Origin of the sequence: Kamptonema formosum PCC 6407 (assembly GCF_000332155.1) — a bacterium.
GTDB classification, from domain to species: Bacteria; Cyanobacteriota; Cyanobacteriia; order Cyanobacteriales; family Microcoleaceae; genus Kamptonema; species Kamptonema formosum.
On sequence record NZ_KB235903.1, the window covers coordinates 964403 to 988606 of the forward strand.

Annotated in this window: 19 protein-coding genes; 12 read left to right on the forward strand and 7 right to left on the reverse strand. The window is 45.3% G+C overall.

Translation table 11 applies throughout. The features are described from left to right. Positions 1–3 precede the first annotated feature (3 nt). On the forward strand, positions 4–3270 hold the full coding sequence (locus OSCIL6407_RS30485; RefSeq protein WP_007353060.1) for a non-ribosomal peptide synthetase: 3267 nt from the start codon (positions 4–6) through the stop codon (positions 3268–3270). Positions 3271–3499: 229 nt separating this feature from the next. Next, on the forward strand, positions 3500–8542 hold the full coding sequence (locus OSCIL6407_RS0109215; RefSeq protein ID WP_007353061.1) for a type I polyketide synthase: 5043 nt from the start codon (positions 3500–3502) through the stop codon (positions 8540–8542). A 116-nt stretch (positions 8543–8658) separates the two neighbouring features. Here the strand turns inward: OSCIL6407_RS0109215 and OSCIL6407_RS0109220 are convergent, their stop codons facing one another. Together OSCIL6407_RS0109220 and OSCIL6407_RS32455 are read right to left on the reverse strand one after the other, a co-directional pair. Then, a complete protein-coding gene (locus OSCIL6407_RS0109220; RefSeq protein ID WP_007353062.1) occupies positions 8659–9264 on the reverse strand; it encodes a thylakoid membrane photosystem I accumulation factor in 606 nt (201 codons plus the stop codon). Positions 9265–9332: 68 nt separating this feature from the next. Further along, positions 9333–9710, reverse strand: coding sequence for a DUF29 family protein (locus tag OSCIL6407_RS32455; protein WP_071592460.1), 378 nt, complete (start codon positions 9708–9710; stop codon positions 9333–9335). 229 nt (positions 9711–9939) lie between these two features. Between OSCIL6407_RS32455 and OSCIL6407_RS0109230 the strand changes: the two genes are divergently transcribed. The 3 genes from OSCIL6407_RS0109230 to apcA (OSCIL6407_RS0109240) all read left to right on the forward strand — a co-directional run bounded on the left by OSCIL6407_RS0109230 (position 9940) and on the right by apcA (OSCIL6407_RS0109240) (position 13836). After that, entirely contained in the window at positions 9940–11016 is a 1077-nt protein-coding gene (locus tag OSCIL6407_RS0109230) for a FecR domain-containing protein (RefSeq protein ID WP_007353064.1), read from the forward strand. A gap of 53 nt (positions 11017–11069) precedes the next feature. Continuing rightward, positions 11070–12908 (forward strand): CHASE2 domain-containing protein, encoded by a 1839-nt coding sequence (locus tag OSCIL6407_RS0109235; RefSeq protein ID WP_007353065.1) that lies wholly within the window; start codon positions 11070–11072, stop codon positions 12906–12908. A 442-nt stretch (positions 12909–13350) separates the two neighbouring features. Continuing rightward, the gene (gene apcA / locus OSCIL6407_RS0109240; protein WP_019487146.1) at positions 13351–13836 is read left to right on the forward strand and encodes an allophycocyanin subunit alpha; all 486 of its coding nucleotides are present in this window, start codon (positions 13351–13353) and stop codon (positions 13834–13836) included. Positions 13837–13840: 4 nt separating this feature from the next. On the opposite strand, the gene OSCIL6407_RS35305 is transcribed toward apcA (OSCIL6407_RS0109240), so the two are convergent. After that, positions 13841–13987: a hypothetical protein gene (locus tag OSCIL6407_RS35305; protein WP_155523388.1), complete on the reverse strand. Its 147-nt coding sequence runs from the start codon at positions 13985–13987 to the stop codon at positions 13841–13843. Positions 13988–14007: 20 nt separating this feature from the next. Between OSCIL6407_RS35305 and apcB (OSCIL6407_RS0109250) the strand changes: the two genes are divergently transcribed. The 3 genes from apcB (OSCIL6407_RS0109250) (at position 14008) to OSCIL6407_RS32460 (ending at position 15642) form a co-directional block, all read left to right on the forward strand. Then, complete coding sequence (apcB, locus tag OSCIL6407_RS0109250; RefSeq protein WP_019487148.1) at positions 14008–14493, forward strand: allophycocyanin subunit beta; 486 nt, start codon at positions 14008–14010, stop codon at positions 14491–14493. Positions 14494–14898: 405 nt separating this feature from the next. Beyond that, on the forward strand, positions 14899–15432 hold the full coding sequence (locus tag OSCIL6407_RS0109255) for a phycobiliprotein lyase (RefSeq protein ID WP_173401170.1): 534 nt from the start codon (positions 14899–14901) through the stop codon (positions 15430–15432). Positions 15433–15513: 81 nt separating this feature from the next. Continuing rightward, positions 15514–15642 carry a CpcT/CpeT family chromophore lyase gene (locus OSCIL6407_RS32460; RefSeq protein ID WP_007354575.1) on the forward strand — a complete coding sequence of 43 codons (129 nt, stop codon included), beginning with the start codon at positions 15514–15516 and terminating at the stop codon, positions 15640–15642. 124 nt (positions 15643–15766) lie between these two features. Here OSCIL6407_RS32460 and OSCIL6407_RS32465 read toward each other — a convergent pair whose 3' ends face one another. Together OSCIL6407_RS32465 and OSCIL6407_RS38550 are read right to left on the reverse strand one after the other, a co-directional pair. Next, positions 15767–16024: a transposase gene (locus tag OSCIL6407_RS32465; RefSeq protein ID WP_324603617.1), complete on the reverse strand. Its 258-nt coding sequence runs from the start codon at positions 16022–16024 to the stop codon at positions 15767–15769. A gap of 36 nt (positions 16025–16060) precedes the next feature. Further along, complete coding sequence (locus OSCIL6407_RS38550) at positions 16061–16267, reverse strand: IS1/IS1595 family N-terminal zinc-binding domain-containing protein (protein WP_007354577.1); 207 nt, start codon at positions 16265–16267, stop codon at positions 16061–16063. A gap of 575 nt (positions 16268–16842) precedes the next feature. On the opposite strand from OSCIL6407_RS38550, the gene apcA (OSCIL6407_RS0109265) reads away from it, so the two are divergent. The 4 genes from apcA (OSCIL6407_RS0109265) (at position 16843) to OSCIL6407_RS0109280 (ending at position 20008) form a co-directional block, all read left to right on the forward strand. Continuing rightward, positions 16843–17328 (forward strand): allophycocyanin subunit alpha, encoded by a 486-nt coding sequence (gene apcA / locus OSCIL6407_RS0109265; protein WP_019487149.1) that lies wholly within the window; start codon positions 16843–16845, stop codon positions 17326–17328. A gap of 119 nt (positions 17329–17447) precedes the next feature. Beyond that, positions 17448–17933, forward strand: a complete 486-nt coding sequence (apcB, locus tag OSCIL6407_RS0109270; RefSeq protein ID WP_019487148.1) for an allophycocyanin subunit beta — start codon at positions 17448–17450, stop codon at positions 17931–17933. A 386-nt stretch (positions 17934–18319) separates the two neighbouring features. Beyond that, the gene (locus OSCIL6407_RS0109275; protein WP_007356911.1) at positions 18320–18523 is read left to right on the forward strand and encodes a phycobilisome linker polypeptide; all 204 of its coding nucleotides are present in this window, start codon (positions 18320–18322) and stop codon (positions 18521–18523) included. Between the two features lie 282 nt (positions 18524–18805). Continuing rightward, entirely contained in the window at positions 18806–20008 is a 1203-nt protein-coding gene (locus tag OSCIL6407_RS0109280) for an FtsW/RodA/SpoVE family cell cycle protein (RefSeq protein WP_007356910.1), read from the forward strand. 211 nt (positions 20009–20219) lie between these two features. Here the strand turns inward: OSCIL6407_RS0109280 and OSCIL6407_RS0109285 are convergent, their stop codons facing one another. Both OSCIL6407_RS0109285 and OSCIL6407_RS0109290 read right to left on the reverse strand, forming a co-directional pair. Further along, positions 20220–21683, reverse strand: coding sequence for a right-handed parallel beta-helix repeat-containing protein (locus OSCIL6407_RS0109285; protein ID WP_007356909.1), 1464 nt, complete (start codon positions 21681–21683; stop codon positions 20220–20222). 391 nt (positions 21684–22074) lie between these two features. Beyond that, positions 22075–24135: a hypothetical protein gene (locus OSCIL6407_RS0109290; protein WP_007356908.1), complete on the reverse strand. Its 2061-nt coding sequence runs from the start codon at positions 24133–24135 to the stop codon at positions 22075–22077. Between the last annotated feature and the right edge of the window lie 69 nt (positions 24136–24204).

Sequence of the window (24204 nt, forward strand, 5' to 3'; positions counted from 1 at the left end):
CTTATGAGCGATCGCTATTCCTATAAACTATCACCCATGCAACAGGGGATGCTGTTTCACCACCTCAAGGCGGAACAATCCGGGGTGGATATTGAACAGGTACTCTGTCATCTTCATCACGATCTTAACGTTGCAGTTTTCCAACAAGCTTGGGATCTCGTCATTGAGAGACATACTACCTTAAGAACTAGCTTTGGGTGGTCGGAAACAGGGGAACCGTTGCAAACAGTACATCCCCAAGTAAACATAGTAATCGAACTTCAAGACTGGCGAAACTTATCGGAGAGCGATCGCACTCAATCTCTCCCTACCTATCTGCAAAGCGATCGTCAACGTGGTTTTACTCTAGCAGAACCTCCCTTGATGCGTCTAGCCTTGTTCCAGCAAGGCGAGGCTGACTACCAGCTAATTTGGACATTCCATCATATTTTACTAGATAGTCACGCGATCGCCACTGTCTTAAAAGAAGTTTTCACTTTTTATGAGGCTTTGTCTCAAAAACAAGAATTACAACTAGCCGCACCCTATCCTTATCAAGACTACATCGAATGGTTACAAAAGCAGGATCTATCGCCAGCCGAAACCTACTGGAAACAAACCTTTAAAGGCTTCAGTACACCCACTCCGCTAATAGTCGATCGCCCCTCTGTTCAAGATAGTATTCAAGCCAATCGGATAATAGAAACAATTCGAGTTTCACCCTCTATTACTTCTAGCTTAAAAGCTTTATACCCAGCCAATAAGATCGCTCTCAATACGATTATTTTAGCAGTGTGGGCACTGCTACTCAGTCGCTATAGTAGTGAAGAAGAAGTCTTATTTGGTCATACTAGAACTTGTCGCCAAGGAACCCTCAAAGGTGCAGAAACAATGGTGGGTTTCTTGAGCAATTCTCTACCTTTACGAGTCAATGTCTCACCAGAAAAAACCATAAAAAATTGGCTAGAAGCGCTCCAAAATCAATTGGAAAAATTGCAAGACTACGAACATACTCCTTTGATTGAAGCGATTGCTTGGAGCGATATTTCCAGTGGAACTTCTTTATTTGAAAGCCTTGTCACCTTTGAAGATGAACCGATTAACTCGCTCTTACAAGGTCAAGGTGGTGATTGGGTTAAGCGCGAATTTCAACTCCTAGAACAAACTAATTTTCCCCTCAATCTTTACGGATACGGTGGCGAAGAACTTTTACTCAAAATTGAAGCGGATGCTCAACGCTTTGATGGCGATACAATAGTTAGAATGCTAGGGCATCTGAAAACTTTACTAGAAAATATAGCCGCTAATCTCGATCGCCCCCTAAAGGAATTACAGTTACTAACTGTAGCTGAAAAAGAGCAATTATGTCAATGGAATCAAACCCAAACAGAGCATACGAACTACTGCGTTCACCAATTGTTTGAGCAACAGGTAGAACGTACACCTGATGCTATTGCTATTACCTTCCCTTCCCAATCTCCTGACTCTTATTTAACCTATCAACAACTCAATGAACGAGCTAATCAACTCGCCGATTACTTACAGGAATTAGGCATCGGGCCCGATATCTTAGTTGCCGTTTGTCTGGAACGATCTTTAGAAATGGCGATCGCGATTTTAGGTATTCTGAAAGCAGGCGGTGCTTATGTTCCCATAGATCCAGCTTACCCTCCAGAAAGGTTAACATTTATGTTAACTGATACCCAAGCCCCTGTCATTCTTACTCAGTCCCAATTAGTTGACAATTTACCCTCCCATCAAGCTAAAACTATTTGCTTAGATACAGACTGGTCAACCCTCAGCCAAAAAAGCAAAACTAACCCCATTAATCGAGCTAATCCTCATAACTTAACCTATGTAATTTATACATCTGGATCGACTGGTAAACCGAAAGGTGTAGCTTTAGAACATCGAGGTTTAGTTAACTTAATTTTGTGGCAACTTCAAAACTCTGGTCTCAGCGTTCAAGCCAAAACTCTACAATTTGCTTCTCTGAGTTTTGATGTCTCATTTCAGGAGATTTTCTCAACTTTATGTGCTGGTGGAACCTTAGTTTTCATTACCGAAGAATTGCGGAGAGATGCGGGTAAATTATTAAGCTTCCTGATGGCACAATCAGTTGAAAGGCTTTTTCTTCCTTTTATTGCCTTACAGCACCTTGCAGAAGCGGCCCAAACCTACGAATTAGTTCCTACTACGCTGCGAGAAATAGTCACGGCGGGGGAACAATTACAAATTAGTCCGGCAATTTCTTACCTGTTTTCTCAGATCAAAAACGCCACATTGCACAATCATTACGGCCCTTCAGAAAGTCATGTAGTTACTGCTTTTACCTTAACAGGTTCGCCTACTAATTGGCCCGCACTTCCCTCTATTGGTCGCCCGATTAGTAATACTCAAATGTATGTACTAGATCGATACTTGCAAAAAGTACCAGTCGGTGTACCAGGGGAATTATATATTGGTGGGGTGAACTTAGCAAGGGGTTATCTCCATCGCCCCGACTTGACAGATGAAAAATTTATTGCTAATCCCTTTTTAGAGGAGTTGGAAAGCAAAGATTTCAACTCAAGACTTTATAAAACAGGGGATTTAGCTCGCTACCTTCCTGATGGAAATATTGAGTATCTGGGTCGGATTGACAATCAAGTTAAAGTGCGGGGATTCCGTATCGAATTAGGGGAAATAGAAACGGCACTAGCGACTCATTCCGCAGTTAAACAAGTGGTGGTAACAGCCCGCGAAGATGAACCCGGAAATAAACGCTTAGTAGCTTATCTTGTCCTGAATACTGAACAACAAATTGCCATTAGTGACTGGCGAAAGTTTCTCCTTGAGAAACTCCCAGACTATATGATTCCTTCAATATTTATCACCCTAGATCGCCTACCACAAACTCCTAGTGGCAAGATAGATCGCCGATCTCTTCCTGCGCCAGATATGCAGCGGCCGCACTTAGAACAGAGTTACGCGGCTCCGCAAAATCATTGGGAATCAATACTTGCCAATATCTGGTGCAAGCTGTTAAAATTTGAGCAGGTTGGTATTGATGATAATTTCTTCGAGCTTGGTGGTAATTCATTGCTCAGCCTTCAAGTAGTTGCCAAAGTCAGGCAAGAACTTAATATCGATCTACCAGTGGTAAAAGTATTTCAGTATCCTACTATCAGTGACTTGGCAAAATACCTCTCTAGTCAGGGAAAAAATGAGGTTTCTGCATCTGAACAGTTTCAAGAGCGAGGAGATAAACAAAAGTCAGCAATGGCTCGGTTTCGTCCTACTAGGAAGTGATTGTTAGACTATTATAGTTAAGTAACTCCACCTAATTTTGTAGGATGGGTGGAGCGAAAGCGAAACCCATCTTAGAAGGCAGAAGGCAAAAAGAAAAAGTAGTTTTGAGTAGGTAGGTTATAGTTAACCGTTAACCGTTAACAAAGAGTTGGGTTACGCTGCGCTTCACCCAACCTACATTTTGTAGAAACGATCCATGCTGTAGAAACTAAAGGAGATCAATAACTTAATGACTAATTCACAAGAATATGAAGGTGTAGCAATTGTCGGGATGGTTGGGCGTTTTCCAGGCGCAACCAATCTCGATGAATTGTGGTCGAATTTATGCAATGGTGTTGAATCGACGACATTTTTAACTGATGCTGAACTTGACCCCAGTATTGACAGCCAACTAAAATCTGACCCAAACTACATCAAAGCGAAAGGGATTATTAAAGATGCGGATAAATTTGATGCGGATTTCTTTGGGATAAATCCCCGCGAAGCGGAAATTATCGACCCGCAGCAGCGAATTTTTCTAGAAATGGCATGGGAGGCTTTAGAAAAAGCGGGTTGTAATCCTGACACTTATAAAGGTTTAATCGGTGTATTTGCCGGAACGGGAAATAACACTTATTTCGCTAATAATGTTTCTAAAAGACCGGATTTAATCGAAGCGATCGGTGCATTTCAAGCAATGGTCGCCAATGAAAAAGATTTTTTGACTACCCGCACTTCCTATAAGTTAAATCTCAAGGGGCCGAGTCTTAATATCTATACTGCTTGTTCGACTTCCTTAGTCACAGTTAGTAATGCTTTCTACAGTTTACTGAGTTATCAATGCGATATGGCGATCGCAGGTGGTATCTCCGTCACCGTTCCCCAAAATAGCGGCTATTTGTACCAAGACGGGGGAATGTTTTCTAATGATGGCTATACTCGCTCCTTTGAAGCAAACGCCCAGGGGACGGTATTCGGAAATGGTGCAGGGGTGGTGGTACTCAAGCGTTTAGAAGATGCGATCGCCGACCGCAATTATATCTATGCTGTGATTAAAGGTGCGGCCACCAATAACGACGGCGCGGGAAAAGTGAGCTTCGCCGCCCCCAGTGTAGACGGTCAAGCAGGCGCGATCGCAATGGCCCAATCTTTTGCCGGCATAGAACCCGAAACTATTAGCTACATCGAAGCACACGGAACTGCTACACCCCTGGGAGATCCGATTGAAATTGAGGCCTTAACTCAAGTTTTTCGCGCTCAAACTCAGAAAAAACAATTCTGCGCGATCGGCACCATTAAAAGCAACTTCGGACATATAATCGCAGGTGCGGGCGTTGCTGGTTTGATTAAAACCGCCCTTTCTCTTCACCATAAACTCATCCCGCCTACGCTGCACTTTGACAAACCCAATCCCAAAATTGATTTTGCCAACAGTCCCTTTTACGTCAATGCCACTTTATCCGAATGGAAAGCCGGCCCCACACCTCGACGGGCCGGTGTCAGTTCCTTCGGCGTAGGGGGTACAAACGCCCATGCAGTCTTGGAAGAAGCGCCCCCAGTTACACCCTCTGGCCCCTCTCGTCCTCGGCAATTACTCTTACTCTCAGCGAAAACCCCATCGGCCTTAGATGCGGCCACAGCTAACTTACGGGAATACTTGCAGCAAGACCCCGCACTCAATCTCGCGGATGTTGCTTACACCCTCAAAGTCGGTCGCAAACCCTTTAATCATCGCCGCTTCGCGGTCTGTAGCAGCCGAGAAGATGCCTTACAGGTGCTAGATAGTCTCCCTCCCCAACAGTCGGCCACGCGCCAGACAGACGGCAAACAGCGCCCGATTGCGTTCATGTTTCCGGGGCAAGGGTCGCAGTATATCAATATGGGCTTGAATCTCTATGAGACTGAGGCTGTATTCCGAGACACAGTAGACGAGTGTGCAGAACTGTTGAAACCCCATCTGGACTTAGATTTGCGGGATATACTCTACCCTGACGGTGGCGATGCTGAAGCCGCAACGACTCAGTTACGCCAAACTTGTTTTACCCAACCGGCTTTATTTGTTGTTGAATATGCTTTAGCTCAACTGTGGATGAGTTGGGGGATTCAACCTCAAGCGACCATCGGTCATAGTATTGGTGAATTTGTTTCCGCCTGTCTAGCTGGGGTGTTTTCGCTACAAGATGCCTTAATGTTAGTGGCGACAAGGGGGCGGTTGATCCAGAGTCTTCCCACTGGTTCCATGCTATCAGTGGCCCTACCGGCCGCCACTTTAGAACAGCGGTTGAGTGCGGAAGTGGCAATTGCAGCGATTAATGGCCCCTCTTTATGTGTAGCATCGGGGGCAACAGATGCGATCGCAGCCTTAGAAAGCCAATTAGCAAGCGAAGGTATCACCTGCAAACATTTACATACCTCTCACGCCTTCCATTCACCGATGATGGAACCCATCATCGACACCTTTGCTAATTATGTCCGACAAGTAGAACTTAAGCCACCACAAATTCCCTTTGTTTCTACTGTTACTGCTAGCTGGATTACAGCAGAACAAGCAACAGATTGTCTATACTGGGCAAAACATTTGCGGCAAACAGTACGCTTTGCAGAAGGAGTACAGGAATTATGGCAAAACGATTCTACCCTAATTTTATTGGAAGTTGGCCCTAGAACAACGGCGGCAACCTTAGCTCGCAAACAAGCCAAAGACTTGAAAAAACAAGTCGTAATTTCTTCCCTCAGCGATACCGCAGTTAATAATAGTGAATGGTCAGCTTTATTAACTGCCGTTGGACAACTTTGGCTGGCGGGTAGGGCGATCGACTGGGAGAGTTTTTATGCTGAAGAAACTCGCAGTCTCATTCCTTTACCCACCTATCCTTTTGAACGGAAACGCTACTGGGTAGAACCTATTGCTAGCATCCCATCAGCAGCCGAAGTTGCTGTCACCTCCGCCCAAAAAGCGATAGATTCTCAGCCCCCATTACCATTACCCATTACTCATTCTTCATCCACCATGCAAACATCCCTAGCGAATCAAACTAAATCGCGCAAAGAGAGAATTTTCCCCTTATTACAAGAAGTCATCGAAGAAACTTCGGGGTTAGAAATTGATATTGCTGATGCTGCAACCTTATTCGTAGAATTGGGAATAGATTCTCTAGCTTTGACGCAAGTGGGAACTGCTTTGCAGAAAAAATTCAACATCAAAATTACATTTCGTCAGTTATTAGAGGATTTCCCCACCCTCGACAGCTTAGCAGAATTCCTAGATGGAAATTTGCCGCCAGAAGTCTTACCCGCCCCACAGGAAACCGCACCAATTTTATCACAAACTGTCAGCGAATCAGCCCCGCCGCCACATCAAATAACCAGACAAGAAAATCAAAACCAATTGCCAGTCACCAATTACCAATTACCAATTACCAACTACCAAGTACCCATAGCAAATACTCAACCCGGTTCTCTAGAATCCGTCGTAGCTCAACAGTTGCAATTGATGTCCAAGCAACTAGACTTGTTGGGAAATAATCATTCATCTTCCCTACCATCTGCACTGCCTGTTTCTACTCCTCAAACTATCCAACAGTCGCCTCCAATCTTATCACCTGCTCCGATCGGTAATGGCAGTAGTAATGGCACTAGCAGCGCCCCCACATCACAAAATTCTCCCCCACCAACCGAAGAGAAAAAACCCTTTGGTGCTGCGGCGCGAATCAACACTCAGGGAAGAGAATTAAATTCCCAACAACAAGCAAAATTCGAGGCATTTGTCAAGCGATATACAGCTAAAACTCCCAGCTCTAAAAAGTACGCTCAATCCCACCGCCACCACCTCGCAGATCCGCGCACAGTCTCAGGTTTTAATCCCACTTATAAAGAGATTGTTTACCCGATTGTAGTCAATCGTTCCTTGGGTTCCAAACTTTGGGATTTAGACGGTAATGAGTATCTAGATTTAACCAACGGTTTCGGCTCTAACTTTTTTGGATATTCCGCACCCTTTATTGTCCAAGCAATTGAAGAACAACTCAAACAAGGTTATGAAATTGGGCCGCAAACCCCTCTGGCTGGAGAAGTTGCTGAACTGATTTGCGAATTAACTAAGCTAGAGCGCGTGGCATTTTGTAACACAGGATCGGAAGCAGTTTTAGGTGCGATGCGCCTAGCCAGAACCGTAACTGGACGTAATAAAATCGCCATTTTTTCAGGTGCTTATCACGGCATTTTTGATGAAGTAATCGTGCGGGGAACGAAAAAATTACGGTCAATTCCCGCCTCCCCAGGAATTATGCCAGAAGCAGTTGAAAATGTGTTAATCGTGGATTATGGCGAACCTGAATCTCTGGAAATTTTAAGAAATCATGCCGATGAATTAGCCGCGATTATGGTAGAACCAGTCCAGAGTCGCCGTCCCGATCTTCAACCCAAAGAATTCCTGCATGAATTGCGACGAATTACCGAAAAATCGGGTTCAGCTTTCATTATGGATGAAGTGATTACTGGTTTCCGAATTCATCCCGGCGGTTCTCAAGCTTATTTTGGCGTGGAAGCGGATATCGCCACCTATGGCAAAGTAGTTGGTGCTGGTTTACCGATTGGGGTAATTGCTGGCAATCGCAAATTTATGGATGCTCTCGATGGTGGTTTCTGGCAATATGGCGACAGCTCATTTCCTGAAGTTGGTGTCACCTATTTTGCGGGTACTTTTGTCCGCCATCCGCTGGTATTAGCAGCGGCGAAAGCAGCTTTAGAGTATTTGAAGCAATGCGGGCCCCAGTTGCAACAATCGCTCAATCAAAAAACCAATAAATTAGCGGCGGATCTCAATGGTTTGTTTGAGCAATTGCAGGTTCCCTTCCAAGCGAAAAATTTTGGTTCTCTTTTTAAAGTTATCTACCCGCCAGAATTTGTAGAAGGAGAATTGCTATTTTACTGGTTGCGGGAAAAGGGAATTCATATTTGGGATCACCGTCCTTGTTTCTTGACGATCGCGCATTCAGACGCAGAGCTAGAATTTGTAGTCGCGACGTTCAAGCAAAGCATTGTTGAAATGCAAGCCGAAGGCTTTTTGCCTTCACCAGGTAACGGTAGTAAGGCTCTTGAGTTAGCGGGAAATGGTCAAAAACAGGGGTCAGGAGCAAATGGTAGCGCCTCCCCTCAACCACCGGTTCCCGGTGCAAAATTAGGACGAGATCCGAAGGGAAATCCGGCTTGGTATATACCAGATCCAGAAAGACCAGGAAAGTATTTACAGGTAGGAGAGAGCCTTTTACAGTCCAAGGCGATTTCACTGTAAACAAGACTTATGTAACGCCGTCGTCCTGGTGGTAAAGATACCACCGGGACGACGGCGTTACGAAGTATGCTTTAAGTCCTGACTTTATAAGAAATCCCCTGACAGACCGGGGAGTGTCAATTCGACAACTCAGTATTGAACTCATTCACCCTTCGCCGTTTGAGCTCGACAGACTCACTACGGGGAAGCAAGTTAAAGACTTCTCGGAAAGCATCATCTACTTGCTCGAAGGGGACGGCTCCCTTGATGTTGAAAGCAACTTTGCCAGACTGATCTAGTAACACCGTTTGAGGGACAACGCCTTCGTAGTAGTGGCTCGGTTCTGTAAGCGAGTCTAAAGGTTTAGCAGGGAGGGAATCAACGCTGACGGGGATAAAGTCAGCGGCGCGGCCATAGTATTGCTGGAGGTTGGAGACTACGGTGGTATATTGCTTGCAATCGCTGCTGTCATCCAAATAGAACACCAGCAAGGCTGGTTTGCTGCGTTGAAAGGAATCTGTAAGGGTGACTCTGGGAGGTACGAGAGAGCCATTACCACCGTAGAGAGCGAAGATATTGCCGTCGAAGCGATCGTCGTTGATGCCGGCAAAAGCTGCCGGTGTGAATGCTAGCAGGCAACTAAGTGCAACTGCGAGGGTTAACAAGCAGGGTAAGATGCAGTATCGCCAACTGCGGCGGAAATTAGTGGTAATGGTTAGGCGTTGAATCGCAGAAGGAGTCATAGGTTGTTGCTAGTGTTGCTGATGAGGCGAAGTTCCCTTGCCTCTACTTTATTTTTATCTGTTTGGGGCTAACGTAATATTAAATTTAAGGCTAAATCCAGAATTTGCTCTCGGTTAACCAGTTGTTCTAACTCTTTAGCTTTGTACTGCCCTGCTTCCACTTCTAGAGAAGCTTCGTTAATAGCTTGCTGATATGCTTCTTCTAGAGATAGGCGCAATTCTTCAGGAGGCAAATAAACGCCCCCTGCTTTACGACGCTTATTTAGTCCCTGAATTTTTAAAACAGAATTGGGAATAGATACTTCCCAGGAGCGAGTTGAACGATTTTCGGCTTGCTGTTTAATTAAGTGTAGCAGTAGAATTACAGCATAAATAATAATGTTATTAATTATGTCAGATTGGCTTATATCTTCAAGTTCTTCAACGATGGCTAATGACCCTTTAATATCACCTTAATGATGATCGTATGACTTTTATCTTTATAGTTGCCATTTTTAACTGATTTTTATATTTTAGCGCTCTCAGTGCGGACTCCGCTTGCTCTATCCCAAAGATAGGCAAGAAGCATATCCTGCGATCGGGGTGGGACAATAGAAATATGGTCTAATTCCTGATTGGCGGCGTTGGGAAGCGAAAAGTGGGGGTATTTACAGTTAAACATGACAAAATTTAGACATGAATAAACTTCTTACTTACTGGCGCTTATCTAGAAGCGAGATACTGACCTTATCTCTAGCTGTTCTGGCTGCCTTGTCGATTATGCCTGAAGCGATTGCTAGCCCTGTTTCTTCCTCCCCCAAACAGCTACTAAATGCTAGTAAATTTCTCGCCCCACAGATCCCAATACCTCGATCGATTGTCTCAAATTTCCCTAACTCTACTCCTGTTGATATTATAATTGGACAGGGTGCTTCAGAGCGATCGCTCTCTATACAGGAACTTCGCGGTACTGCTACTATTGGCGGTAGAGCGGCAAAAGTAGGCGATCGCTTATCCGCTTCTGACGATGAACTTGTCACTGGTAATGACTCTATAGTTACTTTGGTAATAGACAATAATTCTGGAATTGTTGAAGTTGCAGAAAACACTGCTGTCAAAATAGAAACCCTATCAGCAGACGCAGCTAATCCAGTTACAGCTATTTTTGTCAGTAAAGGGCGAGTTAGATTATCAATAGCATCATCTGCTAGCAAATCTTCCAGTTCTAGAGCCTTGAATGGAGTTAGTGAAACTCGCGTTGCGGGTCTTAATAACTTGACAGGAATTGGTCAAATATACGAAGTCGCACAAGCTGCCAATTCTGCTAAAAATGCTCCTGTCAGAGTGCGGACTCCCAGGGGAGTTGCTGGGGTTCGAGGCACATCTTTTGGTGTTAATGTTGGGCCTGATGGTAAAACAGGGGTTGATACAATTGAAGGTGCAGTAGGATTTGCGGGAATGCAACAGGAAGTTGCTGTTAATGCTGGTTATTGGAGTGTAATTAACTTCGGAGGTGAGCCAACTTTTACCAAAGAAAATCCGGCTTTAAGTATACTCAGAATCCGCAGTTTGTCAAGAATCAGTTCGCGGACTTTTCGGTTATTTGGTCAAGTTCAACCGATGGATTTAGTATATGTGAATGGGGAGGCGATCGCAACTGATGCAGAGGGTAAATTTAGAATAGAAGGAGATATGCCTCTTAGCCGTCGCCTGAAGGTGACAGTGCGAGGGCCATCAGTGAGAGAACGAGTGTATGAATTAGCAGTTCCCTAAATTAGCAGTTATTAATAAATAACCCAAGACTCAAAATTAATCTAGGGACTGGTATGAATTTTAAAGATTGGATGGTGCATCTAAAAAAAACAATTTCTGTAGTTCAAAAATATCTAGCAAGTAATCCTCCTTGGCTAACAGGCGCGATAGCAGCAGTTGTTTCTGTAGGAATGTTACAGTTAGGTGCTTGGAGACCTCTAGAATATTTGGGCTACAAAACTTTATTTCAACTTCGCGATCGGAGTATTATTCCTAATCCTGGTTGGGATCGGAGAATTGTCGTAATCGGAATTGACGATCGCAGCTTGCAAGAATATGGTCAATTTCCTTGGTCGCGCGATCGCTACGTGCAATTACTAGAAAGTTTGAAAAAAAGTGCGCCAACTGCTATTGGTTTTGATATTCTTTTCATCGATCCTAGCCCAAAAGATGCTGAATTAGCAGCAGCAATAAAAGCTAGCGGTAATGTGGCGCTCGCTAGAACGGGGGATGAGGAAAACTTAGTACCAGAAATCAAAGCAGCCGCACTTTTTGTTGGCGATATTTTGCACGAATCAGACGCAGATGGTATCAGCCGTAGAGCTAACCTTTGGTTCAATGGTACTCCCAGTTTTAGTTCGGCATTGATTCAAATTTATAATATCCATAATCCGGGTAATCCTATACTTTTGCCTCAGCCAATTGTAGGAGTAGAACAACAAAAAGTAGCGGTTAACTGGCCGGGGAAAACTAGGTTTTTAACGACCTATGGATTTAGCGATGTTGTAGCCGGAAAGATTCCACAAGATGCCTTTACTAATAAGTTGATTTTAGTCGGATTTGTAGCTGAAGGTTTGGACAGGGTGCGGACACCTCTGGATCGCACGACGGCTGGGGTTTATCTTCATGCTGCTATGATTGATAATTTGCTTAATTCGAGGCTACTAAGACGAGTACCGAAAGTTTGGGAAATTATTTTGTTGCTAGGCATTGGCCCTGTTACCAGTTGGATTTTATTCCATCGAGATGTTAAGGAAAGAACTACGATCGCGATTGGTTTGCCTACAGCTTGGTTTACCGTCGCTGCTTTATTATTTGGCTTCTCTCACTGGTGGATTCCCATTGCCTCGCCTATCGGTACAATTATCTTAGCTGGTATTGCTTTACAAGCACGAGAACAATATGAAAAGCAACAGTTAATGCGGCTATTTGAAAAGCACGTTGACCCGGAAACGGCCCAGATGATTTGGAAGCGGAAAGCTGAAATTTTTCAACAAGGGGAACTCGAACCTCAAGAAGTTACAGCCACAGTTTTATTTATGGATATCCGCAGTTTTACTACTATCTCTGAAAAAATGCGACCGCGAGAGTTGCTTACCTGGCTGAATACTTATTTGGAGGCGATGACAGACTGTATTATGAATCGCGGCGGCGTTGTGGACAAATATATTGGGGATGCGATCATGGCTGTTTTTGGCGTTCCTTTTTGTCATACCGAAGAGAAAGAAATTGAACAAGATGCTATGAATGCGATCGCCGCCTGTATAGATATGCACGAACGTCTCAACGAACTCAACAAACACCTCAGAGAAGAAGGCAAACCTCTAATTAAGTTTGGCATTGGTCTTCACACTGGTCAACTGGTTGCAGGCAGCGTCGGGGGTGCGAGGCGGCTGAACTATTCTGTCATCGGCGATGCTGTCAATGTCGCGGCGAGGTTGGAGGCAATGAATAAGGAAGTTACTTCGGATAGTCCCTATAATCTATTAGTGACGGAGAGGACTTTTGACTGCGTGCGCGATCGCTACGAAGCCCAAAAAGTAGGTTCCATTCAACTCCGAGGCAAAGCAGAAACAACCGTAGTTTACGCCATTCTCGGCGAAAAGCAACTTCTAACCAAAAGCGAAACTTGAGCCTTGACAATTTACCTTTTATACCCATTCTCTTTTTTGCTTGACAATTTACCTCCTTTACCTATCCCCTAACATGAAAAAATTGTTACAAACTATTACAACAAGACTAATAATGTGAACGTCATGCCTGAAAATACTGTGCGGGAGGTAGTTAGCAAAAAGGACTCGCACCTTGAACTGACGGCCCGACATTTCCCAACACAAAACCCCCAGCCCCAACCCCAGCCTAACTTGCAAAAGTAGGTGAGCGCAGGTCATCTGTGGTATTGTAAACGACAGCATTGTGCGCGACTTGGACAAACGTACCAACATCGCAAACAAACGTTAAAACTCCAAGCTTTCACAGCCTGGAACCTTTCACCAGCAGTAGGAAGCGCTAATTCCCGCCTCGCTTCCTTCCCGCTCAAACACAAAGACGGGATATCCAGTGGGTAAATAAAAGATGAGTATCGTCACCAAATCTATTGTGAATGCCGATGCCGAGGCTCGTTATCTCAGCCCAGGCGAATTAGATCGGATCAAAGGCTTTGTCACCACTGGCGAACGCCGCGTTCGGATTGCCCAAATTTTGACCGAATCCCGCGAGCGCATCGTCAAACAAGCTGGCGACCAACTTTTCCAAAAGCGCCCTGATGTCGTCTCTCCAGGCGGTAACGCTTATGGCGAAGAAATGACCGCTACCTGCCTGCGCGATCTGGACTATTACCTGCGCCTGATCACCTACGGAATCGTCGCTGGTGACATTACTCCCATCGAAGAGATCGGCATAGTCGGCGTGCGTGAAATGTACAAATCCCTGGGCACTCCCATCGAAGGCGTAGCAGAAGGCGTTCGCGCCATGAAGAACTCAGCTTCTGCTCTGCTGTCTGGCGACGATGCTTCTGAAGCTTCTTCTTACTTTGACTACGTGATCGGTGCGATGCAGTAAGGCATCACGATTTTTGATGGGTGATGGTGGATCGAGAATCGGGAGTTGCTGGCAAGAAACTCAAAAACTCTTGTCCCTGACGCACTACCGATAAATCTAAAATCCCGGCATCTAAAATCAAAACATCCTGTCCTCGGACTGATTGAGCCACAATAAGGAAACCAAACAATCATGCAAGACGCAATTACCGCTGTTATCAATTCCTCTGATGTTCAAGGCAAATACCTCGACAGCAGCGCCCTAGACAAACTTAAGGGTTATTTCTCCTCTGGTGAACTGCGCGTGCGCGCAGCTACCGCCATTAGCTCCAATGCTGCGACCATTGTTAAAGAAGCAGTTGCTAAGTCCCTGCTGTACTCGGACATCACTCGTCCCGGCGGCAATATGTACACCACTCGCCGCTATGCAGCTTGCATCCGCGATTTGGACTACTACCTGCGTTACGCTACCTATGCGATGTTGGCAGGAGATCCTTCCATTCTCGATGAGCGCGTGCTCAACGGTTTGAAAGAAACCTACAACTCCTTGGGCGTGCCCATCGGTGCTACCGTGCAAGCGATTCAATCGATGAAGGAAGTCACCGCCGGTCTAGTTGGCGCTGATGCTGGCAAGGAAATGGGCGTTTACTTCGACTATATTAGCTCAGGCTTGAGCTAAGGCTAAGACGAAAGAAGAAGGAGGAAGCCTGAATTGAATTTCAGACTAGCCTTTTTTGACTTTTGCCTAGAAATGAGGTCAGGGAAGTTGAGAGTGAGTGTTAGACCGTGACAGGCTGATCTCGATGATTTGATTAGTTTTAATGAGCTGGCTTTGACTCTGAACTCCCTGCCTTCAAATGATTTTAGGTTGTACGTTAGCAGATTGCCTCAAGGTTCCCAAATTATGGAAATAGGGCAATTTAAGTTCGCTACAAAATCTAAAATCCTTGCCTACAAAATTGACTATTATGAATCATGATAAATTTACTTCTGGTTGTCTACTTAAATTTTTCTTCGTCTAGCAGATATAAATAATAGTCTTAAAAAAAAATAGTTGGGGTATTGAAACTGTACAATAATGCCCATGAATATCAAACAGTTTGTTGAAAATTCACTTGGAAGATGGCGATCGCAGCGCAGCGCCCATCACTTAACATTCAGCCACTTTGAAGCTGTACAGTCAGTTATTGATATAGTTGAACTCTCACTTAATGACGGGGCAGTAATCGACCTTTGTCAGTCCTACAACATTGACCCAACCCAAGCAGTAATGCCCTTTAAAATGAGCTGGGAAGGTCAATCAGACTGGGATGAAAACGCCGAGGTCAAAGGTAGTTGCATCCTCGTACCAATACCCGATCCGACTGTACCCAATCGGGGAAAACTACTACGGGATCAAGGATATGCTGAAACTGTTGCCGCAGTAGGTGATTATCAGATTACAGAAGACGGCACTTTTGTCCTACTAACTACATACGATCGCGCAGCAGCCGAGGAAAAAATCTGGTTTGCGAATCCTAACTTACGATTTCGAGTTTCCCTCATCAAAACAAGCGGGGGTAGTGGAGTTGTCACCGCATCATTTGCCTCAGAAATTCGTTCGCTTTCAGGAAATTAGTTAATTGTTAATTGTTAGTGGTTAATTGTTAGTTGTTAGTTGTTAATTTTTAATTGAAAACTTTTTCCTTATTTTTAGCTTATGAGCTCAGTTAAAAGCAATGATTTAATCACTCTTGCTCAGTGGATGGCCGGTGATTTTAGCAACTATAAACAATCCTTTGATAACCCACAACAATTTGCCCACATCCGCATCTTTTTTCGTCCCTAATGACTGAAAAATAAATAACTTGATGAGTTACTGAGTTTGAGGTACGGCTCTATAATTCCATTTTGGCAAGTATTCATCAAAAATAATTTCCATAGTTTTTTTAAAGTTACAGCACTTCCGGATGTTATGAGGTACAGTAGCAGCAGTTAGTAAACCAATTTTTTAAATGTTTCGGATTCATTAAGTCAAGAGCCACAGCAATTATGGTGTCAACCATTTTAGTGGTGGTTGGGGAAAACTGTCGCAACAAAGATTTAAGCTGAGACCACCATAATTCAATCGGATTAAAATCAGGAGAGTAGGGGGACAAACACAATATAGAAGCACCCACAGCTTCAATCATAGGCTTAATAGAAGCTAGTTTACTCGCTATGTAAATTATCCATAACTACTACTGCTCCCGACCACAATTGTGGCACTAAACATTTATAGTCTGTAGTATTGTTCTAGTGTACCTCATAACATCCGGAAGTGCTGTATAATTCTGTTTACCTTTTTTATGACCATTTTTATTAACATGAGTTGACTGACATTCAGGACATTGCATAAGCTCTGCGTGTTGTGAAGTGTTATTTTTTGGCGCTCGCACTCTCAAATCATCATACCCTAATTCACCAACGCCCATTTTCTTTCTTCAGAGGCACAACAGTAGTGCCAGATCGGCCAGTAAATTGGGTGATTTAATTGTATGTTCAGAGTCAATCGATCGCACGCGCAGCGAAACTAAAAACTTGACAATTTACCTCTTTTACCCATCGCTCTTGATGAAAAAAATTGTTACAAAGTATTACAATAAGACTAATAATGTGAACGTCATGCCTCAAAATACTGTGCGGGAGGTAGTTAGCAAACAGGACTCGCACCTTAACTCACTACCCAACACTTCCAAACACAAAACCCCCAGCCCCAAACGCAACCTAGCTTGCAAAAGCAGGTAAGTGCAGGTGCGCTGTGGTATTGTAAACAGCAGTATTGTGCGCGAGTTGGACAAACGTAACCAACATCGTAAACAAGCCAGGACGCAAAGAGTAGCTAACTCCAACAACCTCAACAATTATTGGCAGTCTGTGCCTCCACCAGCGTCACAACTCCAAGCTTTTATAGCCTGGAGCCTTTCACAAGCAGTAGGAAGCGCTAATTCCCGCCTCGCTTCCTTCCCGCTCAAACACAAAGACGGGATATCCAGCGGGTAAATAAAAGATGAGTATCGTCACCAAATCTATTGTGAATGCCGATGCCGAGGCTCGTTATCTCAGCCCAGGCGAATTAGATCGGATCAAAGGCTTTGTCACCACTGGCGAACGCCGCGTTCGGATTGCCCAAATTTTGACCGAATCCCGCGAGCGCATCGTCAAACAAGCTGGCGACCAACTTTTCCAAAAGCGCCCTGATGTCGTCTCTCCCGGCGGTAACGCTTATGGCGAAGAAATGACCGCTACCTGCCTGCGCGATCTGGACTATTACCTGCGCCTGATCACCTACGGAATCGTCGCTGGTGACATTACTCCCATCGAAGAGATCGGCATAGTCGGCGTGCGTGAAATGTACAAATCCCTGGGAACACCAATCGAAGGCGTTGCAGAAGGTGTCCGCGCCATGAAGAATGCAGCTTCTTCCCTGCTGTCTGGCGACGATGCTTCTGAAGCTTCCTCTTACTTTGACTACGTGATCGGTGCGATGCAGTAAGGAGCCTGATTTTCGATTTGTGATTGTTGATGGCAAGAGTGCTTTCAAAAATCCCCCATCTAAAATCAAAACATCCTGTCCTCGGACTGATTGAGCCACAATAAGGAAACCAAACAATCATGCAAGACGCAATTACCGCTGTTATCAATTCCTCTGATGTTCAAGGCAAATACCTCGACAGCAGCGCCCTAGACAAACTTAAGGGTTATTTCTCCTCTGGTGAACTGCGCGTCCGCGCCGCTACTGCGATTAGCTCCAATGCTGCGACAATTGTCAAAGAAGCAGTTGCTAAGTCCCTGCTGTACTCGGACATCACTCGTCCCGGCGGCAATATGTACACCACTCGCCGCTATGCAGCTTGCATCCGCGATTTGGACTACTACCTGCGTTACGCTACCTATGCGATGTTGGCAGGAGATCCTTCCATTCTCGATGAGCGCGTGCTCAACGGTTTGAAAGAAACCTACAACTCCTTGGGCGTGCCCATCGGTGCTACCGTGCAAGCGATTCAATCGATGAAGGAAGTCACCGCCGGTCTAGTTGGCGCTGATGCTGGCAAGGAAATGGGCGTTTACTTCGACTATATTAGCTCAGGCTTGAGCTAAGGCTAAGACAAAGGAAGAAGGAGGAAGGAAGAAAAAAGAAGGAAGAATTTAATTTCTTACTCGCCTTTTTTGCCTTTTGACTTTTACTTTTCAATGAGGTCAGGGAAGTTGAGAGTGAGTGCTAGACCGTGACAGGCTGATCTCGATGATTTGATTAGTTTTAATGAGCTGGCTTTGACTCTAAACTCCCTGCCTTCAAACGGTTTTAGATTTTAGATTAGTGAATTGTCTGAGCTTCTGAAAAATATTTGGAATCTTGGAGTTTATCCCCAATCAAAAATCCAAAATCATAGCATGAAAAATCGAAAATTGATGGACTTTCTGCCTTCAATCTTTTAAAAAATCATCTAAAGAATTGGTCAACCAACTGAGGAGAAATTTGCACCATGAGAATGTTTAAGGTGACTGCTTGCGTTCCCAGCCAAACTCGCATCCGCACTCAGCGGGAATTGCAAAATACTTACTTTACAAAGTTAGTTCCCTATGACAACTGGTTCCGGGAACAGCAACGGATCATGAAAATGGGCGGGAAAATTATCAAGGTTCAACTCGCTACTGGTAAACCGGGTGCTAATACAGGTCTGCTGTAAAATCTTTGCAGATTCAATAATGTATTGGCAAGAGGTCGAGTTCGGCCTCTTTTTTATTGTTAGTTGTTAGTTGTTAGTTGTTAGTTGCATTTTCCTCCTTCCTTCTTCCTTCTTCCTTCTTTCTTCGGCTATAGTTTTCATTCATTTTATGAAGTACACCCCAGAAACCGGGTTTCTTGAAAGCTCTCCCCCATAAACTGATTTTGTTTAAGAAACCCGGTTTCTCTGTACTACATTTACATGGAATATGCTGTAAGTTATCCTAAATTCTAAATTAATCCTATGGCCTATGACATCCGACGCTTAATTCCCTTTCTTGACCCCTCAGTGCAGGAATGGTCTGTAGAGGCCCGCGTATTGCGGTGGCTGACTTTCCTCTGGCTATTTGTGGGGTTAGTAGTGCTGTTTTCAGCTTCCTACCCTAGCGCTAATGCTGATTATGGAGATGGACTTTATTACTTTAAGCGACAGTTAATCGCAGTAGCAATCGGGTTAGTGGGTTTTAACGTAATTGTACACTCTTCTCTGCGCTACATTTTGGGGATAGCTCAGTGGGGATTTTTCTTGTTAGTAGGTTTGCTGTTGTTAACATTAGTTCCCGGACTGGGAACTAATGTTAACGGTGCAACTCGCTGGATATCTATTGGCCCAGTTCCAATTATTCAACCTTCTGAGTTAATTAAGCCTTTTTTAGTGCTACAAAGTGCGCGCGTTTTCGGTAACTGGTATCGCCTCAATTATAAATTCCGCTGGGCTTGGATGGGAATTTTTGGACTGGTATTGTTGGGTATTTTGTTGCAGCCAAATTTGAGTACAACGGCTTTGTGTGGGATGACTTTGTGGTTGGTAGCAATGGCTGCTGGATTGCCTTATTATCAATTGGGGGCAACGGCTATCGGAGGGCTGTTTTTAGGCGTTCTAAGTATCAGTATTAAAGAATATCAGCGCCGCCGAATTATGTCTTTTTTGAATCCTTGGGCAGATCCGATGCAGGATGGTTATCAGTTAATTCAAAGTCTATTGGCGGTTGGTTCTGGTGGATTTTGGGGTACTGGTTTAGGGATGTCGCAGCAAAAGTTATTTTATCTACCGATTCAGTATAGCGATTTTATTTTTGCTGTTTATGCTGAAGAGTTTGGCTTGGCAGGGAGTTTGGTACTATTACTTTTTTTGGCGGCTTATGGGACGCTGGCGCTGTTGGTAGCACTGAAGGCTCGTAATATTGAGTATCAATTGGTGGCGATTGGGGTGATGGTGGTGATGGTGGGTCAATCACTTTTAAATATTGGGGTGGCGACGGGAGTTTTACCGACTACAGGTTTGCCACTACCATTGTTTAGTTATGGTGGTAGTTCGATGGTGGCAAGTTTGTTGTTAGCGGGCCTATTAATTCGGGTGGCTAGGGAGAGTTCAGAGGCGGAGGTTGTCTCTTTGGATGGGCGTAGAGATGAAATGAGACGCAAGAGACTAGGGACTAGGGGCTAGGGGAATTAGGGGCTAGGGGCTAGGGCTAGGGAAATAAAGGGAAGAGAGAGGTAGAAGTTAAGAGAAATTAGGAACTTCTTCTTCTCTTGCCCTATTTTCTAGTTCCAAATCCTTATCTTCCCCTAGCCCCTATTTTCTAGTTCCTAACCCCTATCTTCCCCTAGCCCCTAGTCTCTAGCCCCTATCTTCCCCTAGTCCCTTTCTTTCCCTATCAACTTGCCCCAGCATTAATTGCAGGACTATCAGCGAGAGGAGCATAAATTAGTATTCCTGTACCGTTATCTTCAAGGGGGCCCAAATTAGGATCGACTTCCAGAGAACCTGCTGTAGCTTTGCCATTGTTAAAGGTATTCTCGATCGCAGGCCACTCAATATTCCCGCCACCATCGGCAAAATAGGCCCCTGGTTCCGGGACGAACCCTCGATGATCGGAGGTATTTTGCTTATTCCCCCAAGGATTTGCAGCCGTATTTGAGGAGATAATCGTGCTAGTAAGGCGAACGTTTTGCCCGCCACGAATGCCACCCGCTTCATATCCTGCTTGGTTGTTAGCCAAGGTGCAGTTAATAATTTCCGTTGCTTCAGAAGTCGAGATATAAATTGCCCCGCCTACGCCATTGCCTTCTGCGAGTCCTACCAAATTACCCACAAAAGTGCTATTTGCGATCGCACCTGGAGAAGTTTCTCCTACCCACAAACCACCGCCTTGATCTTCCGCTTGGTTATTAGTGAAAGTGGAGTTAGATATCTGATACTCTGCGTTGAAAATCCGCAAACCACCTCCAAGGGAATCTCCCTTACCATCTCTGACTAAGACATTATCTTTAAACAAACACTTGTCAACTGTTACTTTGTCTGGCGCATATCCTCCTAAGAAAGCCGCGCCACCTTGTCCAGCAGCTTTATTCTGTTCAAAAGTGGTATTCCGAACTATAATTTCACCGCCAGTTCCATGCGGGCCTGCGCCATCGGTAAAAATTGCACCTCCATAACCCCTAGTTTCTGAGGCTCCCACCGTTCCGCCGTAGCTGGCATCATTTTCAGTAAATTTGCAATTTTCGACTGTTAAAGAACTCAGCAAGCTGTTGATTCCCGCGCCCAAAGTGCCTTTATTTTGATAGAATTCGCAATCTATAAAGGTAGAGAAAGATTCGCTATGGATGGAGACAGCACCGCCACCTCGTTCTGTTTCCGGGATTAAAGAGCCGTCGTTGTGGCGAAAAATACAGGATTTAGCTGTGAAGTTAGTTCGCCACTGGGAGTAAATAGCACCGCCAATTCCTGCGGAGTTACCCTCGAAGGTGCAGTTTTCGATCGCAGTTTGAGAGTCCCCACCAATCAAAATCGCTCCACCTGCGGAATCTTCAAAATTATCGGGGTCAGTTCCCGACAGTTTCCCCCCAGTGAGGATCAGGTTTTTGAGAGTAAAGTTTGCACTATCACTAATGCGAAAAATTCTGCTATCTCCCGAACTTTTAACTGTTAATTTGGGAGCATTTGCGCCGTCGATGGTCAAGTTTTTATCGATGGTAAGTTGACCATTGGTCAACAAAATCACCTGGTTTGCTAAGGTAGAATCGAAGGTAATGGTATCTCCAGCCGTTGCGGAGGCGATCGCGTTTCTCAGAGAGTCAGGACTCCCATCGCTAGTATTCTTAACAACAATTTCTGTCATAGATGCTACTGATTGTGTTTTCGACTATTAGAATCACCCTTAACAGTTATAGCAAGTAACCGCTTTCGTCTGTTAGGACACTCGCTCATATAGCAACCGCCAGGGCGGTTAGGGGCTAGGGGCTAGGGGCTAGGGACTAGGGAAAGAAGGGGAAGAAGGGAATAGAATCAGCGAGTTTGGTAGAAGTCAGAACGTCCTAACCGACGAAAGCGGTTGCTTACTTGTCATTGCGAGCGAAGCGAAGCAATCGCAGAGACTAGGCGATTGCTTCGCTTCGCTCGCAATGACAGATGGTAAGTAATTTGCCGGACACGATATCATTGCTGGAACTGGCTGATTCTATTCCTTTCTTCCTTTCTTCCCTTCTTCCCTAGCCCCTAGCCCCTAGCCCCTAGCCCCTAGCCCCTAGCCCCTGTTCTGGAAATTTAGGTTGCTTATTGCTCTTCTCAATAGGAGGTTCGGATTCTACAGGAGGAGAATTCAGAGATTCTTGCCACACTTCGATTTGCGCTCGCGCTTCTTCATAAATGCGAGTACCGGAGGGAATTTTCCTCAGAATCGCGATCGCACCCGGCAAATCGGATGCAGATTCTTCCTGCGCGATCGCGAAAATTCTCTGACTCCAATCATTAATCGCCTCGTCAGCTTCCGATCGCAACCCGCTAGACTCCGGTACCTGATTGGCTAGCAAAATCGCCGTTTCCAAAGCATCAGCAGTACCAGGTTCAGCCGCCTGACGAGCATTTTGCAAGCCATCCTTTGCCTGTAACTGAGATTCCCAGTTGCGGATATTCGATCGCGCTTCATCGTAGAGTGTCCGTCCCGGTTGAATCTTGCTAGCCGCCGCGATCGCAGCTAATAAATTACCATCATTAGCTAACTGCTGCGCCCGATCTAAATAAGGCCGATCTCGAAACTGCTGGCTTTGATCTCCCCAAGTTTTAATTTTATCCTGAGCTTGCTGGTAGAGCGCCCGCCCAACGCCAATTTTCCTGGCTTCAACAATGGCAGCTTCCAGAGAATTAGCATCCCCCAGAGTCGCGATTTGGTCGGCCCTTTCTAGAATTGGAGTGTCCTCCATCAACTCAACTTGGCGAGTCCAGGTTGCGATTTCCTTCTGCGCTTCTGGCCCTCGCGGATTTCCCGCAGGAATTGTCTGTAATTGCGCGATCGCCACCTTGAGATCGTTCGCGCCTCCCTTTGCAGCTACCTGGCGTGCGGCTTCCAGGGTTTTCACATCCGCAATTTCTTGTTGCCAATTGCTAATAAATTCTTGGGCGTTATTGTAAAGTGGGCGGTTAGATTTAATCTTTTTAGCAGCTTTGATCGCATTCTCCAAACCCGCGATCGTCCCTCCTTGAGTCTGAGAAGCAGCGCTAGCTAACTCTCTAAAATCTTTGACTTCTTCTTTTAAATTGGCGCTTTCCGGAATTTTATTCACAATGTCGATCGCGCCTTGCCATTGTCCGGTTTTCAACTGCGCTTCTGCTAATTCCATAATCTTTTTACCAAATTCCGCGATCGCCTTTTGAGCGGCCTGGTAGATGTAGCTTTCAGGAGCGATCGCACCAGCTAACTGAATTGCCGCAAACAGATTGTCTACCCCTCCAGCCTCCGCCGTACTTCGAGCTTTTGCCAACTTGTTACCATCTGCACGGGAAGTCTGAATTGCCTTAGTAATTTCCTCGTATCTAGCGGTTTCCCAGTAAGTATTGCCGATATCCAGCAGCAGAGTTGCTTGTCGAAACGCTTGATTCCAGTCTTCCTTGCGAAGATAATCTTCTGCGGCTTGATAGATTTTTTCTGCATCATCCCATATTAACTGCCACTGCTGGATTTGCTTTTCCACTTGCGGGTAAGCGGGAACATCGCTAGGGACTTTCCGAGCGATCGCGATCGCTTCTCCCAGATTACCCGCTTGGAAAGCAGCATCGCCCAACTTCAGAATATCTTCCGACCAGTTTTCAATCTGACGATTAATTGCAGTCCGCAGGGGGTGATCCTTGGGTAGAGCATTAACCAAGTCAATCGCCGCCAGCAAGTCGTCCACAGTCTGCTTCTGGGCCGTCACCTCAGCGCAATAGAGACGATCCGAAGCTGAAGCCGTTGGCCAAAAAATGCTCAGGCAATTTGGTTGAGCCGCCAGACGGAACAGAGATGCGATCGCGATCAAAGCCACCCCGCCAGGGAGGGCGACAATTACCACCACCCAAAACGGCCATTTCGTCGGCCATCGCCGCCAACTTTGCCAGAACTTAGGCCCAAGAGACGGGGGTTTTGGTTGCGGCGGTTCTGGTTCTTCCTGAGTTCCCAAGCGCAGAGCGAGGGCTTTTCGCCGCTGTGCGCGGGTTTGTCGCCCTGACTCACCCCCCCCATCGGGTTGAGAGTTTTCCCTAGCTTCTAAAGGCTCTGAGGCTGACCATAGGCCCGGTATTTCCCGCTCTTCACTCATAATCACCACCACAAACAGCAATCTAGCAGCTTTGACCGTTTCACAACTGCAATGGTTGCTATCGTACTC

Bases quoted from the DNA above. Each gene is read 5' to 3' on its own strand.
- OSCIL6407_RS30485 (WP_007353060.1), top strand. From the start codon at position 4: ATGAGCGATCGCTATTCCTATAAACTATCACCCATGCAACAGGGGATG.
- OSCIL6407_RS0109215 (WP_007353061.1), top strand. From the start codon at position 3,500: ATGACTAATTCACAAGAATATGAAGGTGTAGCAATTGTCGGGATGGTT.
- OSCIL6407_RS0109220 (WP_007353062.1), bottom strand. From the start codon at position 9,264: ATGACTCCTTCTGCGATTCAACGCCTAACCATTACCACTAATTTCCGC.
- OSCIL6407_RS0109230 (WP_007353064.1), top strand. From the start codon at position 9,940: ATGAATAAACTTCTTACTTACTGGCGCTTATCTAGAAGCGAGATACTG.
- OSCIL6407_RS0109235 (WP_007353065.1), top strand. From the start codon at position 11,070: ATGAATTTTAAAGATTGGATGGTGCATCTAAAAAAAACAATTTCTGTA.
- apcA (WP_019487146.1), top strand. From the start codon at position 13,351: ATGAGTATCGTCACCAAATCTATTGTGAATGCCGATGCCGAGGCTCGT.
- apcB (WP_019487148.1), top strand. From the start codon at position 14,008: ATGCAAGACGCAATTACCGCTGTTATCAATTCCTCTGATGTTCAAGGC.
- OSCIL6407_RS0109255 (WP_173401170.1), top strand. From the start codon at position 14,899: ATGAATATCAAACAGTTTGTTGAAAATTCACTTGGAAGATGGCGATCG.
- OSCIL6407_RS32460 (WP_007354575.1), top strand. From the start codon at position 15,514: ATGAGCTCAGTTAAAAGCAATGATTTAATCACTCTTGCTCAGTGGATG.
- OSCIL6407_RS38550 (WP_007354577.1), bottom strand. From the start codon at position 16,267: ATGGGCGTTGGTGAATTAGGGTATGATGATTTGAGAGTGCGAGCGCCA.
- apcA (WP_019487149.1), top strand. From the start codon at position 16,843: ATGAGTATCGTCACCAAATCTATTGTGAATGCCGATGCCGAGGCTCGT.
- apcB (WP_019487148.1), top strand. From the start codon at position 17,448: ATGCAAGACGCAATTACCGCTGTTATCAATTCCTCTGATGTTCAAGGC.
- OSCIL6407_RS0109275 (WP_007356911.1), top strand. From the start codon at position 18,320: ATGAGAATGTTTAAGGTGACTGCTTGCGTTCCCAGCCAAACTCGCATC.
- OSCIL6407_RS0109280 (WP_007356910.1), top strand. From the start codon at position 18,806: ATGGCCTATGACATCCGACGCTTAATTCCCTTTCTTGACCCCTCAGTG.
- OSCIL6407_RS0109285 (WP_007356909.1), bottom strand. From the start codon at position 21,683: ATGACAGAAATTGTTGTTAAGAATACTAGCGATGGGAGTCCTGACTCT.
- OSCIL6407_RS0109290 (WP_007356908.1), bottom strand. From the start codon at position 24,135: ATGAGTGAAGAGCGGGAAATACCGGGCCTATGGTCAGCCTCAGAGCCT.